The organism is Pseudoxanthomonas sp. J31 (assembly GCF_000510725.1).
Classification (GTDB): domain Bacteria; phylum Pseudomonadota; class Gammaproteobacteria; order Xanthomonadales; family Xanthomonadaceae; genus Pseudoxanthomonas.
The window spans coordinates 264,679-280,715 of record NZ_AZNZ01000004.1; the positions used below are offsets into that span (position 1 = coordinate 264,679).

The 16,037-nt window shown below is 71.7% G+C and carries 15 protein-coding genes; 8 read left to right on the forward strand and 7 right to left on the reverse strand.

What is annotated here, in order from left to right; genetic code table 11:
• Positions 1-48 precede the first annotated feature (48 nt).
• Together rpoD and dtd are read right to left on the reverse strand one after the other, a co-directional pair.
• A complete protein-coding gene (rpoD, locus tag PSEJ31_RS0108645) occupies positions 49-1,905 on the reverse strand; it encodes an RNA polymerase sigma factor RpoD (protein WP_019397173.1) in 1,857 nt (618 codons plus the stop codon).
• A gap of 120 nt (positions 1,906-2,025) precedes the next feature.
• Positions 2,026-2,466: a D-aminoacyl-tRNA deacylase gene (gene dtd / locus PSEJ31_RS0108650; RefSeq protein ID WP_028915234.1), complete on the reverse strand. Its 441-nt coding sequence runs from the start codon at positions 2,464-2,466 to the stop codon at positions 2,026-2,028.
• A 105-nt stretch (positions 2,467-2,571) separates the two neighbouring features.
• Between dtd and PSEJ31_RS0108655 the strand changes: the two genes are divergently transcribed.
• The 3 genes from PSEJ31_RS0108655 to PSEJ31_RS0108665 all read left to right on the forward strand — a co-directional run bounded on the left by PSEJ31_RS0108655 (position 2,572) and on the right by PSEJ31_RS0108665 (position 5,561).
• Positions 2,572-3,477, forward strand: coding sequence for a lauroyl acyltransferase (locus PSEJ31_RS0108655; RefSeq protein WP_026010199.1), 906 nt, complete (start codon positions 2,572-2,574; stop codon positions 3,475-3,477).
• A gap of 69 nt (positions 3,478-3,546) precedes the next feature.
• Positions 3,547-4,062 carry a PH domain-containing protein gene (locus PSEJ31_RS0108660; RefSeq protein WP_028915235.1) on the forward strand — a complete coding sequence of 172 codons (516 nt, stop codon included), beginning with the start codon at positions 3,547-3,549 and terminating at the stop codon, positions 4,060-4,062.
• Complete coding sequence (locus PSEJ31_RS0108665; RefSeq protein ID WP_028915236.1) at positions 4,059-5,561, forward strand: PH domain-containing protein; 1,503 nt, start codon at positions 4,059-4,061, stop codon at positions 5,559-5,561. Before PSEJ31_RS0108660 ends, PSEJ31_RS0108665 begins: the two co-directional genes overlap by 4 nt.
• A 13-nt stretch (positions 5,562-5,574) precedes the next feature.
• Here PSEJ31_RS0108665 and PSEJ31_RS0108670 read toward each other — a convergent pair whose 3' ends face one another.
• Positions 5,575-6,627 (reverse strand): CDP-glycerol glycerophosphotransferase family protein, encoded by a 1,053-nt coding sequence (locus PSEJ31_RS0108670; RefSeq protein ID WP_028915237.1) that lies wholly within the window; start codon positions 6,625-6,627, stop codon positions 5,575-5,577.
• Positions 6,628-6,667: 40 nt separating this feature from the next.
• Here PSEJ31_RS0108670 and PSEJ31_RS0108675 point away from each other — a divergent pair, with 40 nt between their 5' ends.
• On the forward strand, positions 6,668-7,444 hold the full coding sequence (locus tag PSEJ31_RS0108675) for a glycosyltransferase family 2 protein (RefSeq protein WP_028915238.1): 777 nt from the start codon (positions 6,668-6,670) through the stop codon (positions 7,442-7,444).
• Positions 7,445-7,512: 68 nt separating this feature from the next.
• On the opposite strand, the gene PSEJ31_RS0108680 is transcribed toward PSEJ31_RS0108675, so the two are convergent.
• Together PSEJ31_RS0108680 and PSEJ31_RS0108685 are read right to left on the reverse strand one after the other, a co-directional pair.
• Entirely contained in the window at positions 7,513-7,887 is a 375-nt protein-coding gene (locus PSEJ31_RS0108680; RefSeq protein ID WP_125077184.1) for an EF-hand domain-containing protein, read from the reverse strand.
• Complete coding sequence (locus PSEJ31_RS0108685; RefSeq protein ID WP_019397165.1) at positions 7,887-9,086, reverse strand: fatty acid desaturase; 1,200 nt, start codon at positions 9,084-9,086, stop codon at positions 7,887-7,889. Before PSEJ31_RS0108685 ends, PSEJ31_RS0108680 begins: the two co-directional genes overlap by 1 nt.
• A 136-nt stretch (positions 9,087-9,222) precedes the next feature.
• Between PSEJ31_RS0108685 and PSEJ31_RS0108690 the strand changes: the two genes are divergently transcribed.
• The 3 genes from PSEJ31_RS0108690 (at position 9,223) to PSEJ31_RS0108700 (ending at position 12,663) form a co-directional block, all read left to right on the forward strand.
• Complete coding sequence (locus PSEJ31_RS0108690) at positions 9,223-10,062, forward strand: ATP-binding cassette domain-containing protein (RefSeq protein WP_019397164.1); 840 nt, start codon at positions 9,223-9,225, stop codon at positions 10,060-10,062.
• A gap of 4 nt (positions 10,063-10,066) precedes the next feature.
• Complete coding sequence (gene mutM, locus PSEJ31_RS0108695; RefSeq protein WP_028915239.1) at positions 10,067-10,882, forward strand: bifunctional DNA-formamidopyrimidine glycosylase/DNA-(apurinic or apyrimidinic site) lyase; 816 nt, start codon at positions 10,067-10,069, stop codon at positions 10,880-10,882.
• 191 nt (positions 10,883-11,073) lie between these two features.
• Positions 11,074-12,663 (forward strand): glucan biosynthesis protein D, encoded by a 1,590-nt coding sequence (locus PSEJ31_RS0108700; RefSeq protein WP_019397162.1) that lies wholly within the window; start codon positions 11,074-11,076, stop codon positions 12,661-12,663.
• Between the two features lie 15 nt (positions 12,664-12,678).
• On the opposite strand, the gene PSEJ31_RS15880 is transcribed toward PSEJ31_RS0108700, so the two are convergent.
• Together PSEJ31_RS15880 and PSEJ31_RS0108710 are read right to left on the reverse strand one after the other, a co-directional pair.
• Positions 12,679-13,116, reverse strand: coding sequence for a cold shock domain-containing protein (locus PSEJ31_RS15880; protein ID WP_051403702.1), 438 nt, complete (start codon positions 13,114-13,116; stop codon positions 12,679-12,681).
• A 161-nt stretch (positions 13,117-13,277) separates the two neighbouring features.
• Positions 13,278-13,898, reverse strand: coding sequence for a thymidine kinase (locus PSEJ31_RS0108710; protein WP_019397160.1), 621 nt, complete (start codon positions 13,896-13,898; stop codon positions 13,278-13,280).
• 156 nt (positions 13,899-14,054) lie between these two features.
• Here PSEJ31_RS0108710 and PSEJ31_RS0108715 point away from each other — a divergent pair, with 156 nt between their 5' ends.
• Positions 14,055-16,028: a UvrD-helicase domain-containing protein gene (locus PSEJ31_RS0108715; protein WP_026010370.1), complete on the forward strand. Its 1,974-nt coding sequence runs from the start codon at positions 14,055-14,057 to the stop codon at positions 16,026-16,028.
• Positions 16,029-16,037: the final 9 nt, after the last annotated feature.

A 16,037-nucleotide genomic window follows, 5' to 3' on the forward strand; every position in this document is an offset into this window, starting at 1 on the left:
GGCCCCGCGCGGGCGGGGCCTTCGTCGTCGCGGTGGCGGGCGCCGGGATCAGTCGATGTCGAGGAACGAGCGCAGCTGCTCGGAGCGGCTCGGGTGGCGCAGCTTGCGCAGCGCCTTGGCCTCGATCTGGCGGATGCGCTCGCGGGTGACGTCGAACTGCTTGCCGACCTCCTCCAGGGTGTGGTCGGTGTTCATGTCGATGCCGAAGCGCATGCGCAGCACCTTGGCCTCCCTCGGGGTCAGGCCCGCGAGCACCTCGCGCACCGTCTCCATCAGGTTGGTGTTGGTGGTCGCGTCGATCGGGGACTCCACGTTGGTGTCCTCGATGAAGTCGCCCAGGTGCGAGTCCTCGTCGTCGCCGATCGGGGTCTCCATGGAGATCGGCTCCTTGGCGATCTTCATGACCTTGCGGATCTTGTCCTCGGGCATGTCCATCTCCTTGGCCAGCTCCTCCGGCGTGGCCTCGCGGCCGTACTGCTGGAGCATCTGGCGGGAGATGCGGTTGAGCTTGTTGATCGTCTCGATCATGTGCACCGGGATGCGGATGGTGCGCGCCTGGTCGGCGATCGAGCGGGTGATCGCCTGGCGGATCCACCAGGTGGCATAGGTCGAGAACTTGTAGCCGCGGCGGTACTCGAACTTGTCGACCGCCTTCATCAGGCCGATGTTGCCCTCCTGGATCAGGTCCAGGAACTGCAGGCCGCGGTTGGTGTACTTCTTGGCGATGGAGATCACCAGGCGCAGGTTGGCCTCGACCATCTCCTTCTTCGCCTTGCGCGCCTTGGCCTCGCCGTAGGCGAGCTGGCGGCCAATCTCGCGGATCTCGGCCAGGTCCAGGCACATGGCCTGCTCGATGGCGATGGTGGCCTGCTGCTCGGCGACGATCTGGTCCTTGACCTCGCGCAGCGCCGAGGACCACTTCTGCTTGCGCTTGAGGACCTCGTCCACCCAGTCGAGGTTGACCTGGTTGCCTTCCCAGGCACGCAGGAAGTCCTTGCGCGGCATCCTGGCGACGTTGGTGGCCAGGTGCAGCACGCGGCGTTCGCGCTCCTTGATCTCGTTGAGCACGTCGCGCAGCTTCCTGACCAGCACGTCGGTCAGCGGCAGCGGCAGCTTGAAGGTCATGAACTGCTCGGCCATCTCGGCGCGCAGCTTGACCACCTTCTTGTCCTGCGGGCCGCCCTTGGCGTGGGCCTTCTTGAACTTGGCGAAGTCGGCGGCCAGCTGCTCCATGCGGCGCGCGACCTCGGCCGGGTCGGGGCCGGTCGGGCCGGCATCGGCCTCGTCGTCGGTGGCGACCTCTTCCTCGTCGTCATCCACGTCGTCGGCCACCGCCTCGGCGGCGTCCTCGACCACCGGCGGCTCCGGGGTCTCGTCGAGCATGTCGTTGAAGCCGACCACCACCTCGGCCAGGCGCTTCTTGCCGGCCTTGTGCAGCTCGTACTCCTCCAGCAGGGTCTCGATCGAGGCCGGCACCGCGCCCAGCGCGGCCTGGACCTGGCTCAGGCCCTCCTCGATGCGCTTGGCGATGGCGATCTCGCCCTCGCGGGTCAGCAGCTCGACCGTGCCCATCTCGCGCATGTACATGCGCACCGGGTCGGTGGTGCGGCCACCCTCCGAATCCAGGGCGCTCAGCGCGGCGGCGGCTTCCTCGGCGGCGGTGTCGTCGATCTCGCGGCCACCGGTGTTGCCGTCGTTGAGCAGCAGGGTCTCGACGTCCGGAGCAACCTCATGGACATCGATGCCCATGCCGTTGATCATGCCGATGATGTCTTCGATCTGTTCCGGGTCGACGAGGTCATCGGGCAGGTGGTCATTGACCTCGGCATAGGTCAGATAGCCCTGCTCCAGGCCCTTGCTGATGAGCTGCTTGATTTCGGATTGGGCTGGACGTTCGTTGGCCATGTGCGGCGCCACCGGTCTCTGGGAAGGGGTGAAGTGAACCTAGCATTATAACAGGCCGGTGGGTCCATGCCCCTTCCGGCCTTTCACATCAACGACTTAAGCCACCGACCGTTCAGCCGCTCAGGCCTGCAGGAGGAAGGTGACAGGCCCGTCGTTGACCAGGCTCACCACCATATGGGCCCCGAAGCGGCCGGTTTCCACCCTGCCGGGGATCTGCCGGTCGCATGCCGCCACCAGCTGGTTGAACACGCGTTCAGCCTCCGCCGGCGCGGCCGCGGTGCTGAAGCTGGGACGCATGCCCGAGCGCGTGTCGGCGGCCAGGGTGAACTGGCTCACCAGCAGCAGGCCGCCGCCGGTATCGAGCAGCGAGCGGTTCATCTTGCCGGCATCGTCGGCGAATACGCGGTATCCGAGCAGCCGCTGCGCCATCCGCGCCACCTCCGCCTCTCCGTCCCCCGGCTGCACCCCCACCAGGGCCAGCAGGCCCGGCCCGGTCTGGCCGACCACCTCCCCTTCGACCTCCACCGAGGCACGGGTGACGCGCTGGATCAGGGCAAGCATGCGGGGCGGTTCTCCTGCAGGACGGGGACACCCAAGCATCGGGCCTGGGCGCGCCGCTGTCACCCGCCGCCGCGGCCGCCGCGGCCGACCCGCTAGACTTGGCGGATGTCAGCGCAACGCCGTGCCCGCTTCCTGTACGCCCTCGCCTCGCTCGTGGGCAGGCTCCCGTGGCCCGTCCTGTACCGCCTTGGCGACCTGGTGGCCGCGTTCTGGCGCTGGCGCGACGTGCGCGAGAGCCGGGTCACCCGGCGCAACCTGGAGCTGGCCTTCCCGGACTGGGCGCCAGCCCGGCGCGAGGAGCTTTACCGCCAGGTGCTGCGCACCACCGCGCGCCAGGCGCTGGAGACGCTCAAGCTGTGGACCCGCCCGCCGGAGGAGAACCTGCGGCTGTTGCGCGCCCGCCACGGCGAGGCGCTGTACGACGCGGCGCTGGCCTCCGGCCGCGGCGTGATCGTGGCCGCACCGCACTTCGGCAACTGGGAGCTGCTGAACCAGTGGCTGGCTTCGCGCGGGCGCATCGCGGTGGTCTACCGGCCGCCGGAGTCGGCCACCGGCGACGCCTTCCTGCAGCTGGTGCGCGGGGTCGACAACGTGCAGCAGGTACGCGCCGAGGGCCCGGCCGTGCGCCAGCTGTGGAAGGTGCTCAAGGAAGGCGGCGCGGTCGGCATCCTGCCCGACCAGCAGCCCAAGGCCGGCGACGGCGAGTTCGCCCCGTTCTTCGGCAAGCAGGCGCTGACCATGACCCTGCTCTCGCGCCTGGCCGAGCGTACCGGCGCGACCGTGCTGCTGGCCTGGTGCGAGCGGGTTGGCGACGGCCCGCAGTTCGAGCTGCACGTGGAGCCGGCGCCGGCGGCGATCGGCGACCCGGACCCGGGCGTCGCGGTGGCCTGCCTCAACGCCGAGGTCGAGCGCATCGCCCGGCGCGCGCTGGCGCAGTACCAGTGGACCTACAAGCGCTACACCCTGCGTCCGCCCGGCAGCGGCGAGGCCAATCCGTACGAGCGGCGCTGAGCCGCGCCGGCTGCCGCCGCCGGCCGCGAGCGCTTACGATCGGCTTCCGAAGCACGGACGGAGCCGAACTTGAGCGACTCGCCGCACCCCGCCCTTCCGCCCGCGTCGCCGGCCCTGCCGGCCGCCGACTGGCAGCCGCTGCCGCGCCGCGGTGCCTTGCTGTACGCCGGCGGCACCGGCCTGGCCTTCGCCGCCGCCGGCAGCGGCCTGGGCGTGCTCGCCAGCCAGGTGCTGCCGCTGCCGCCCGCGGCCACGCTGGCGATCGTGGTCGCGGCCATGCTCGCCCTGGGCCTGCTGTTCGGGGTGGTCCGCCACCGCCGCATCGCCTGGAAGCTGGACGAGGACGGTTTCGCCGCCCGCCGCGGCGGGCTGTGGCGGACCGAGACCCTGGTCCCGGTGTCGCGGGTCCAGCACCTGGACCTGGAGCGCGGCCCGCTGGAGCGGCGGCTGGGACTGGCCACCCTGGTGGTGCACACCGCCGGCACCCGCATGGCCGCGGTGAAACTGCCCCTGCTGGCGGCCGCCGACGCCGAAGTGCTGCGCGATCACCTGGCCCGCCAGACCGAAACCGACGACGCGCTGTGAGCCACGGCGACGCCAGCCTGCCCCCCGAACACCGGCTCCACCCCTGGTCGTGGCTGTTCGTGCTGCTGCAGCAGCTGCGCCAGTTCGTGGTGCCGCTGCTGGCGCTGCTGGTCGCCGGTCGCCGCGACACCGGGCCGTGGGAATACGCCGGGTATGCCTCGTTCATCGGCGTGGCGGTACTGGTCGCGATCTCGATCCTGCAGTACTTCACCTACCGCTACCGGATCGGGCGCGACGGCATCAGCGTGCGCACCGGCCTGCTGCGGCGGGACCTGCGCCAGATCCCGTACGCGCGGATCCACAACGTGGTGCTGCACCAGGGACTGCTGCACCGGTTGTTCGGCGTGGCCGAGGTGCGCCTGGAGGCGGCCGGCGGACAGAAGCCGGAAGCGCAGATGCGCGTGCTTGGCCTGGACCGGGCGCTGGAGCTGGAGCAGGCGGTGCGCGACCGCGGCGCGGCCCCGTTGCCGGCCGAGGCCACGGCACCGGCCCGGTGCGATCCGCCGCTGCTGGCCCTGTCCACCGCCGAGGTGGTCCGCCTGGGCCTGGTTTCCAACCGCGGCATGATCGTGTTCGCCGCCGGCCTCGGCCTGGTGTGGCAGGTGTTCCCCGAGAAGGCCGTTGCAGGCCTGCTGCAGGACTGGTTCCGCGGCGCGATGGGCTACGCCGGGGCGCTGCACCTGGGCTGGCTGGCGATGGCTGCCGGCGTCCTCGCCTTCGCGGCGGCGTTCGTGCTGGTGCTGCGCCTGCTGTCGGTGGTCCTGGCCCTGGTCCAGTACCACGGCTTCCGCCTGGTCGAGCACCAGGGCCGGTTGACCGTGGAGCGCGGCCTGCTGGCGCGCGTGCGCACCAGCGTGGCGCCACGCCGGATCCAGGCCTGGCACCTGGAGGAAACCCTGCTGCACCGCTGGTTCGGCCGCCGCTCCCTGCGCATCGACACCGCGGTGGGCGGCCAGGAAAACGACCCGCGCAGGCTGCGCGAGCTGGCGCCGATCGCCCCGCCGGAAACCTGCGACGCACTGCTGCGGTACCTGGTCCCGCAACTGCAGTGGCCGCCGCAGTGGAAGCCGCTGCCGCGACGCGCCTGGTGGCGGCTGTTCGCCGCCAACGTGCCGTGGAACCTGCTGCTGGCCGCGGTGCTGTGCTGGCACTTCGGCGCCTGGGGCCTGCTGGTGCTGGCCTGGCTGCCGTGGTCGGCGTACGCCGCGCGGCGCCAGGCCGGATGGATGGGCTACGCGGTGGACGCGCGCCTGGTCGCGGTGCGCGGCGGCTGGTGGTCGCGCTGGTGGCGCATGGCCGAGGTCGACAAGATCCAGGCCCTGCGCCTGCAGCGCTCGCCGCTGGACCGCTGGCTGGGCACGGCCAGCCTGCTGCTGGACACCGCCGGCGCCGGGGCGATGGCGCCGCCGCTGCGGATCCGCTTCCTGCCGGAGGCCGAGGCACGCGCGCTGCAGGCGCGGCTGGCGCGGATGCTGGCCGCGCGCCGCCTGCGCTGGTGAGCGCGGCCGCGGGTCAGAAACCCCAGTAACCCAGCTCGCGGCGGATCTGCAGCGCGCGCCAGCGCGCGGCCAGCGGCTTGCGCGCCAGGGTGTGCAGCCCGGCCTGCAGCAGCGCTTCGGTGGCGTCGATCACCCGCTCCGAGGAACGGCCGTCGCGCCAGGGATGGATCGCGTCGGCGTAGGCCGCGATCGCCTCGCGCAGCGCCGGCTCCGGCGCGAACGCGCGCGCCAGCATCGCTGGCAGCGCGGCCGGGTCGTCGAAGTCGATCATGTGCGGCTTGGGCGCGCGGTTGCGGAAGGTCACCACCGGCTTGTGCTGGACCACGAACTCGGACACCACCGAGGTGGTGTCGGCCAGAAGCACGTCGGCGGCCCGCTGCGCGGTGACCAGCTGCTCGGGCTCGACGAAGGCGGCATTGGCGCCGGCCAGGGCGCGGTAGCGCTCGAACAGCTCCGGCGCGCACTTGGGATGCAGGGTCAGCAGCCAGTAGCGACCGCCCTCGGCGACCTGGGCGGCGATCGCCTCGTACAGGTGCGGGGCCGCGCTCAGGCGCTCGGTGAAGGTGGAGGCGAACATCACCACCGGACGGCCGCCGGCCGGCGCGCGCAGGGCCGCGGCGGCGGCGCCATCGTCGCGGAACAGCGGATCGAGCTTGGGCCAGCCGGTCTCGGCCACGGCGAAATGGCGCAGCCGCGCGGCCAGCGCCTGGAACGGGGCGGTGGTCGCCGGGCCCTGGGTGCAGTACAGGTCGAACAGGCCGCGTACCCGGAAGTGGCCGCGGCCGTCGGCGCGCTTCTCCACGTTGAAGCCGTGGAACAGCTGCACCTTGGCCCCGGCCACGAAGGTCGGGACCTCGTTGGAGGCGCTGAACACCGCCCGCGGCCGCAGCCGCGCCGCGCCGCGCGCGTCCACCGCGCGCACCGGCGCCGGCAGGCGCAGGCCGGACGCGCCGCCGGCCAGCAGCGCGTGGACCGCATGGCCGCGGGCGTGCAAGGCGTCGGCCAGCGGTTGCAGAATGGGCAACCCGTAGCGTTCGGTCGCAAACAGCAGGTAGTCCGCCATCAATACTCCAGCCTCCCAGCCGGACCCCTCGCAAGGCGGCACCGTGCCGCTGTCGGCGTGCATTATCGCGTTCAACGAGGCGGCCCGCATCGGCGACTGCCTGGCCTCGCTGGCGTTCTGCGACGAGATCGTGGTGGTGGATTCCGGCTCCACCGACGGCACGGTGCAGCTGTGCGAGGCCGCTGGCGCGCGCGTGCTGCAGCGGCCGTTCGACGGCTTCCGCAGCCAGAAGCAGTTCGCGGTGGAGCAGGCCCGCCATGACTGGGTGCTGTGCCTGGACGCGGACGAGCGGGTCAGCCCGGAGCTGCGCGAATCGATCCTGGCCGCGCGCGCGACCGGCTTCGCCGGCGCGGCCGGCTACCGCTTCCCGCGGCTGTCGGACTACTTCGGCCGCTTCCTGCGCCACGGCAACGCCTACCCGGACCGGGTGCTGCGCCTGTTCGACCGCCGCCGCGGCGGCTGGCGCGGCCAGCGCGAGATCCACGAGGCCGCAAGCGTCGACGGCCCGGTGCGCACCCTGCGCGGCGACCTCATCCACTATCCCTACCGCTCGCTGGAGCAGCAGCTGGCCAAGACCCAGCGCTACGCAAGGATGATGGCCGAGCACGAGTTCGCGCGCGGCAAGCGCGCGTCCTGGACCAAGCTGGTGCTGTCCCCGGCGTGGCGCTTCTGGCGCGGCTACGTGCTGCGCGCCGGCTTCCTCGACGGCTGGCGCGGCCTGGTCTACGCCTACGTGCGCGCCAACTACGTGCGGCAGAAGGCGATCATGCTGTGGCTGCTGCAGCACGGACAGCCGGTGGCCGATCCGCCGCGCGAGTGACTCCCCTCTCCCTGCGGAAAGAGGGCGTGGGGTGGAGGGCCCGTGCCGCTTTGGGCGGTAGAGGGGGGTCAGCGCGGCGGCGCGGCCAGCTCGCGTGCGTCGAGGTAGCCGTCGCCGTTGGCATCCTGGCGCGCGAAGCGCTCGGCCAGGCGGCGGCGGTGTTCCTCCAGGCTGATCGGCCGGCCCTTGCCGCCGGGCTGCTCGGCCGGGGAGAGCACGCCGTCGCCGTCGCGGTCCATGCGCTCGAAGGCATAGCCCATCCAGGCCACGTACTCCTCCTGCGAGACCCGGCCGTCGCCATCGCTGTCCATGCGCGCCAGGTACTCGGAGGTACGCTCGACCTGGGCGCCGGCCGCGCCGGCGAAGGCCAGCAGCGCCCATGGCAACAGGCCCGGGCGGGTACGCCCGGGCCTGCGGCAGGCAAGGCGCGACGGGCGCTGCATCAATGCGCCAGGGCGTAGCCCTTCAGCCGCATCGAATACTCCTGCAGCGCGCGGATGCCGGAGGCCTCGGCCTCCTGGCACCAGGCCTGCAGCTGGCGCAGGCGCTCGGCGGCGTCGTTGCTGCGCGCTTCCAGCACCTCGGCCAGGCGCGCGCGGTATTCGACCAGGGCCTTGATCCGCGGGCGCTGCTGCACCCACTGCTGCAGCTGCTCGCGGGCGTCGGGCTTGAGCCAGCGGCCATCGTCGACCAGGCCGCGACGCATGCGCCGCGGCAGCAGCTCGCGCATGCGCGCGCCGGCGGCGGCGGCTTCCTCGCGCAGGGCCGGCATCAGCACGTTGCGGCGGTAGTCGGTCATGGCCTGGAAGCGGTGCGACAGCAGCGCGCGCAGGGTCTCGGTGTCCGGCACGGCGATGTTGGGGCGGATGTCCAGGCTCGGCGCGACGCGCAGCACCTTGGCCAGGCCCAGCTTCTCCAGGCCCTTGATCGCGGCCCAGCCGATGTCGAATTCCCAGCGGCGCATCGAGAAGCGCGCCGAGGACGGGAAGGCGTGGTGGTTGTTGTGCAGCTCCTCGCCGCCGATCCAGAACGCCCACGGGGTGAGGTTGGTCGAGGTGTCGGAGGATTCGAAGTTGCGATAGCCCCACCAGTGGCCCAGGCCGTTGACCACGCCGGCGGCCCAGAACGGGATCCAGGCCATCTGGATCGCCCACATGGCGATGCCCGGCAGGCCGAACAGGGTGAAGTTCACCAGCAGCAGCAGGGTCGGGCCGAGGTTGGCGTGCGGGGTGTACAGGTGGCGCTCGATCCAGTCGTCCGGCGCGCCCTTGCCGTACTGCTCGATGCTGGCGCGGTCACGGCGGGCCTCGCGGTACAGCTCCACGCCCTCCCAGAACACCTTGCCGATGCCGCGGGTCTGCGGGCTGTGCGGGTCTTCCTCGGTCTCGACCTTGGCGTGGTGCTTGCGATGGATGGCCACCCACTCGCGGGTGATCATCGAGGTGGTCAGCCAGGTCCAGAAGCGGAAGAAATGGGCGATGGCGGGATGGAAGTCCACGCCGCGGTGGGCCTGGCTGCGGTGCAGGTAAAGGGTGACGGAGAAGATCGTCAGCTGGGTGAAGACCAGCAGCACGGCCAGCAGGCCAAGCCAGCCGAGGCCGACAACGCCGGAAGTGAGGAACTGGATAACGGAATCGGACATCGCCGGTGGGACTCGCGGTAGCGGAACGGACCGGACCAGGGTCCGGCCGGGACATGATGGGCCCTCCTCCGGCAAACTTCATCCTGCACCGCACGGTCCGCGTCCTGGCGGCTGCTGCCGTTCAGGAAACATCGACATGTCCGCATCCTCCCCCCTGGCCCAGACCGCCCCCCTGCCGCCGCTGATCGAACTGGACCGCGCCAGCGTGGTGCGCGGCCAGGTGAAGGTCCTCGACAGCCTGTCCCTGCGCATCGACCAGGGCGACCACACCGCCATCCTCGGCCCCAACGGCTGCGGCAAGTCCACCCTGATCAAGCTCATCACCCGCGAGCTGTACCCGCTGGCGCGCGCCGGCGAGGCCCCGGTGCGGGTGCTGGGGCAGGCGCGCTGGCAGGTGGACCGGCTGCGTTCGCAGCTGGGCATCGTCACCGGCGACTTCGGCGCCACCCTGGCCGGCCTGGACGGGCTGAGCGTCGAGGACGCGGTGCTGGGCGGGCTGTTCGCCAGCTTTGCCCTGCCGCCGTTCAGGGAAATCGAGGACCACCAGCGCGAGCGCGCCGCCGAGGCGCTGGAGCGCGCCCATGCCCTGCCCCTGCGCCGCCGCTGCTACGCCGAGCTGTCGGCCGGCGAGCAGCGCCGGGTGCTGATCGCCCGCGCCCTGGTCAACCGCCCGCAGGCCCTGCTGCTGGACGAGCCCAGCACAGCGCTGGACCTGGTCGCCCGCGGCCACCTGCTGGCAAGCCTGCGTGGCCTGGCCCGCGAGGGGGTGACCCTGGTCCTGGTCACCCACCACGTCGAGGAAATCGTGCCGGAGATCGGCCGGGTGGTGCTGATGCAGGGCGGGCGCATCGTCGGCGACGGCGCCCCGGCGGACATGCTGACGGGCGAGCGCCTGTCGCAGGTGTTCGGCGGCCCGGTGCGGGTCTGGCAGGACCACCAGGAGGACGGGGTCCGCTACCTGGCGGCGGCGGGCTGAGGCCATGCCCGAGCTGCCCGAGGTCGAGACCACCCGCCGCGGCCTGGCCCCGCACGTGGAGGGCCGGCGGGTCACCGCGGTGACCCTGCGCCGTCCGGACCTGCGCTGGCCGATCCCGCCGGAGGTCGCCCGCGAGCTGCCCGGGCGCCGCATCGCCGCGGTGCGGCGCCGCGCCAAGTACCTGCTGCTGGATACCGACGCCGGCGACAGCGCCCTGCTGCACCTGGGCATGTCCGGCATGTTGCGCGTGCTGCCGTCCGGAACGCCGGTGAACGTCCACGACCACGTCGACATCGGCCTGGACTCGGGCCGGGTACTGCGCTTCACCGATCCGCGCCGCTTCGGCTGTCTGCTGTGGCAGCCGGCCGGCACCGTGCACGAGCTGCTGCAGGGCCTGGGCCCCGAGCCGCTTTCCGGCGACTTCGACGGCGACTGGCTGTATGCGCGCAGCCGCGGCCGCAGCGCGCCGGTGAAGGCGTTCCTGATGGACCAGCGGATCGTGGTGGGCGTGGGCAACATCTACGCCGCCGAGAGCCTGTTCCGCGCCGGCATCTCGCCGCTGCGCGCGGCCGGCAAGGTTTCCCGCGCCCGCTACGTGGCCCTGGCCGACGCGGTGAAGGAGATCCTGGTCCACGCCATCACCCGCGGTGGCACCACCCTGCGCGACTTCCTCAACCCCGACGGCGCGCCCGGCTACTTCGAGCAGGAGCTTTCGGTCTACGGCCGCGGCGGCCTGCCCTGCCCGGCCTGTGGCAGCGTGCTGCGCGAGGCCAGCATCGGCCAGCGCACGAGCGCCTGGTGCCCACGCTGCCAGCGCTGAAGGCGCGGCCAGCAAGCCCGTGGCGGCAGGCCGCTGCCGGCCGCGGCCAGGGAGGCTGCCCGCCTGCCGGCCCGGCCGTGGTCCTGCCGGCCAGCCGGTGCTGCCGTTTGCTGAACAGGGGGAAGCCGCGCCAGCCATGGCCCGCGGCGGGTGCTTAAGATGACGCGCCCCTTCCCACTCCGATCGCGCCCATGCACCGACGCCAGTTCCTGGGCCGCACGGCCGCCATGCTTGCCGCCGCGGGCCTGCCGCTTCCGCTGCTGACCGCCGCGGCCGCGCCGCTGCCGCTCGGCCAGCGCCACCCCTTCGACTACGCCTGGCTCAAGGGCCATGCCCGCGCCCTGGCCGGACGTCCCTACCAGCCGCGCAGCGAGTCGCTGCCACCGTCGGTGGCGGCGCTGGACTGGGACCAGTACCAGTCGATCGGCTTCCGCCAGGACCACGCGCTGTGGGGCGACCTGCCCGGCTCGCGCTTCCAGGCCAAGTTCTTCCACCTGGGCCTGTACTTCAAGCGGCCGGTGCGCATGTTCGAAGTGGCCGGCGGCCAGGCGCAGGAACTGGCCTACGACCCGGGCATGTTCGACTACGGCCGCAGTGGCCTCGACGGCAAGCGCCTGCCGAAGGACCTGGGTTTCGCCGGCTTCCGCCTGAACTCGCCGGACGACGTGCGTCGCGACTGGGCCGCGTTCCTCGGCGCCAGCTATTTCCGCGCGGTCGGCGCGAGCATGCAGTACGGCCTGTCCGCGCGCGGCCTGGCGATCGACACCGGCATGCCGCGCCCGGAGGAATTCCCCGACTTCACCGCATTCTGGCTGGAACGCCCGCAGCCGGGCTCGGAGACCCTGGTGGTCTACGCCCTGCTGGATTCGCCCAGCGTCGCCGGCGCCTACCGCTTCGCGATCACCAGGGGCGAGCCGCTGGTGATGGACGTGGACGCGGCGCTGTACCCGCGCAAGGAGATCGAGCGGCTGGGCATCGCCCCGGCGACCAGCATGTACCAGGTCGGCGAGAACGACCGCCGCATGGGCTGGGACTGGCGCCCGGAGATCCACGACAGCGACGGGCTGGCCATGCACACCGGCAGCGGCGAGTGGATCTGGCGTCCGCTGGGCAACCCCGAGCACCTGCGCTTCAACGCCTTCGCCGACGACAACCCGCGCGGCTTCGGCCTGCTGCAGCGCGACCGCGAGTTCGACCACTACCAGGACGACGGCGTCTTCTACGAGAAGCGCCCGAGCCTGTGGGTGGAACCCAAGCACGGCTGGGGCCGCGGCTCGGTGCAGCTGGTGGAGATCCCCACCGTCGACGAGACCTTCGACAACATCGTCGCGTTCTGGAACCCGGAGGCCAGGCCGCAGCCGGGCCAGGAGCTGCTGTTCGGCTACCGCCTGTTCTGGGGCGCGCACCCGCCGGCGCGGCCGCCGCTGGCCGAATGCGTGGCCACCCGCACCGGCCTGGGCGGGGTGGTCGGCAGGAAACGCGAGTACTTCTCCTGGCGCTTCGCGGTGGACTTCGCCGGCGGCGAGCTGGCGGCACTGGCCACGGCCAACGCCGAGGTCGAGGCGGTGGTGGAGACCAGCCGCGGCCGCCTGGAGACCATCTCCGCCCGCCCGCAGCACGCGATCAAGGGCTACCGCGCCATGTTCGACGTGGTGCCGCCGGACGAGTCCACCACCCAGATCGACATCCGCCTGTACCTGCGGCACAAGGGCCGCGCCCTGACCGAGACCTGGCTGTACCAGTGGAATCCGCCGGCGCCGGCGCAGCGGGTGCTTTACTGAGCCGCCAGGAAGGCGTCACAGACGGGTCGTCAAGACAAACAGGACCACCAGGACAAAGATCACCACGCCGACGATTTCCCACCCCGAGGCGGGGAAATCCTGGTAGGTATGGCCACAGAACGGGCAGATGGAGCGCTTGGGCACCGGGGTCCAGCTGCCGCGGGAATGCAACAGCGGCGGGCCGGTGATGATCCGCGGCACCATGCGCCGCTGGCAGTTGGTGCACACCACCCGGTCGTCTCCGGCGCCGGAGACCGTACGGGAGATGATCCGCACCCCTGCTGCGCGGGGGCCCTTGCGGCCCTCGCGGTGCTCGAATGAAACCGAATCGCCCTTGCCTGGCAGATCGGCACCGGCTACGTCGCGTACGCCGAAGTACCGCTCCACGCCGTCATCGCCATGGATGAAGCCATAGCCCTTGTCGGCGGAAAACCACTTGACCTTTCCTTCCATGCCGGGATGCGAATGCGATTACTGGGGCCACACCCAGGCGCTCCCGGGTTACGCCTGCGGCGCGAGGCGGATTCTGGCATGGCGCGGCCACCTGGCACTGCGAACCAGGCCACACCCCAAGCGTGGCAGGTCGCAAGTCAGCGCAAGTGCCAGAACGCCCGTTACAGCAGCGGCGCCTGCAGCGGCTCGATCAGGCCTTCGCCGCGCATGACCTTCTTGAACTCCGGGCGGCTGACCGAGACGTAGCGCTCGTTGCCGCCGATCTCCACCTGCGGGCCGTCCTGCACCGCGCGGCCCTGGGCGTCCACGCGCACGTTCATGGTCGCCTTCTTGCCGCTGTGGCAGATGGTCTTGATCTCCTGCAGCTCGTCGGCCCAGGCCAGCAGGTACTGGCTACCCTCGAACAGCTCGCCGCGGAAGTCGGTGCGCAGTCCGTAGCACAGCACCGGGATGTGCAGGCGGTCCACCACCTCGCTCAGCTGCCAGACCTGGGCCCGGGACAGGAACTGGGCCTCGTCCACCAGCACGCAGCCGAGCCGGCCGTGGGCAGCGATGTCCGCCTCCACCAGCCGCTCCAGGTCGGTGTCGCGGTCGAACGGCGTGCCCTCGGCGCGCAGGCCGATGCGCGAGGCCACCACCCCGCCGCGGCCGCCGCGGTCGTCCAGGCGCGGGGTCAGGATCAGCGTGCGCATGCCGCGTTCGCGGTAGTTGTACGCCGACTGCAGCAGCGTGGTGGTCTTCCCGGCGTTCATCGCCGAGTAGTAGAAGTAGAGCTTTGCCATCGGCGGATTTTACGGCCTGCGCGGCCCCGGCACCCAGGCCGGCGCGCGCGGGCGGGCCGGCGCGGCGGCACCCGCCGCCGGGGGCGCGGGGCAACCGGCCGCCGCCCCCGGGCCCGGCACCGGGTAGAATGCCCCGCCCGTTACACCGTTCCTGCCGTGCTCAATCCCCAGCAACGCGCCGCCGTACTGCATGACCAGGGTCCTCTGCTCGTGCTGGCAGGTGCCGGCAGCGGCAAGACCCGCGTCATCGTCGAGAAGATCGCCCACCTGATCGGTTCCGGGCGCTACCCGGCGCGGCGCATCGCGGCCATCACCTTCACCAACAAGTCGGCGAAGGAAATGCGCGAGCGCGTGGCCAAGCGGATCAAGGGCGACGCCGCCGACGGCCTGACCATCTGCACCTTCCACGCCCTGGGCCTGAAGTTCCTGCAGATCGAGCACGAGGCCGCCGGGCTCAAGCGCGGCTTCTCGATCTTCGACGCCGACGACGCCGCCGCCCAGGTCAAGGACCTGATGCCGGGGGCCAAGCCGGACTCGGTCGAGGACGCGCGCAACCTGATCTCGCGGGCCAAGAACGCCGGGCTGTCGCCGGAGCAGGCGCTGGCCATGGCCCGCTCCACCCGCGAGATGGAGGCGGCCAAGCTGTACGCGCGCTACCAGGCGCGGCTGTCCACCTTCAACGCGGTGGACTTCGACGACCTGATCCGGCTGCCGCTGCAGATCCTGGAGAGCAACGAGGAGGTCGTCCGCGCCTGGCGCGAGCGCATCGGCTACCTGCTGGTGGACGAATGCCAGGACACCAACGACGCCCAGTACCGGCTGCTGCGCGCGATCGCCGGCCCGGCCGGCAACTTCACCTGCGTGGGCGACGACGACCAGAGCATCTACGCCTGGCGCGGCGCCAACCCGGAAAACCTGCTGCAGATGGAGAAGGACTATCCGCAGCTGAAGGTGATCAAGCTGGAGCAGAACTACCGCTGCTCCAACCGCGTGCTGCGCGCGGCCAACGCCCTGATCGCGCACAACCCGCACGTGCACCTGAAGAAGCTGTGGAGCGACCAGGCCGACGGCGAGCGCATCCGGGTATGGGAGTGCCGCGACAACGAGCACGAGGCGGAGAAGGTCGCCGGCGAGATCGCGTTCCTGCACGAGGCCAGGCAGGTGCCGTGGAACGAGTTCTGCATCCTGTTCCGCAGCAACCACCAGTCGCGCCCGCTGGAAAAGGCGCTGCAGCTGCTGCGCGTGCCCTACCACCTGACCGGCGGTACCGCGTTCCTGGAGCGCCAGGAAGTGAAGGACGCGCTGTCCTGGCTGCGGGTGATCGCCAACCCGGACGACGACGCCGCCTTCCTGCGCGCGGTGCAGTCGCCCAAGCGCGAGGTCGGCGCCACCTCGCTGGCGCGCCTGGCCGAGCTGGCCGCCAGCAAGCACATGCCGCTGTCGCGCGCGGCCCAGGCCATGGGTGCGCTGCAGCAGCTGCCGCCGCGCGCGGCCAACGGCCTGCGCGCGTTCAACGACGCCATCGCCGACCTGCGCGAGCACTCGGCGAAGCTGAGCGCGGCCGACCTGGTGCGGCGCCTGGCCGAGAAGTCCGGCCTGCTGGCCGAGCTGCGCGCGCAGTGCAAGGACGAGGCCTCGTTCGAGCGGCGCAAGGCCAACCTCGAGGAGCTGGCCGAATGGTTCGAGGGCGGCCCGCGCGGCGCCAACGCCGGCGACCTGGCCGCGCAGCTGGCGCTGCTGTCGCGCAACGACAAGGACGACGGCGGCAACCAGGTGCGGCTGATGAGCCTGCACGCGGCCAAGGGCCTGGAGTTCGGCTACGTGTTCATCGTCGGCTGCGAGGACGGCACCCTGCCGCACGACGCCGCGCTGGAGGAAGGCTCGCTGGAGGAGGAGCGGCGCCTGATGTACGTGGGCATCACCCGCGCCAAGCAGCGCCTGTGGCTCAGCTACAGCCGGGAGACCCGGCGCTTCCGCGAGAAGGTGCGGCTCAAGCCCAGCCGTTTCCTCGACGAACTGCCGGCCGAGGAGCTGCAGCGCGACGGCGCCGACCCGGTGGCCGACGCCGAGCGCAAGAAGGAACGCGCCAGCGCGGGTTTCGCCGCGATCCAGGCGCTGCTGGACGACTGAGCCCGGCTG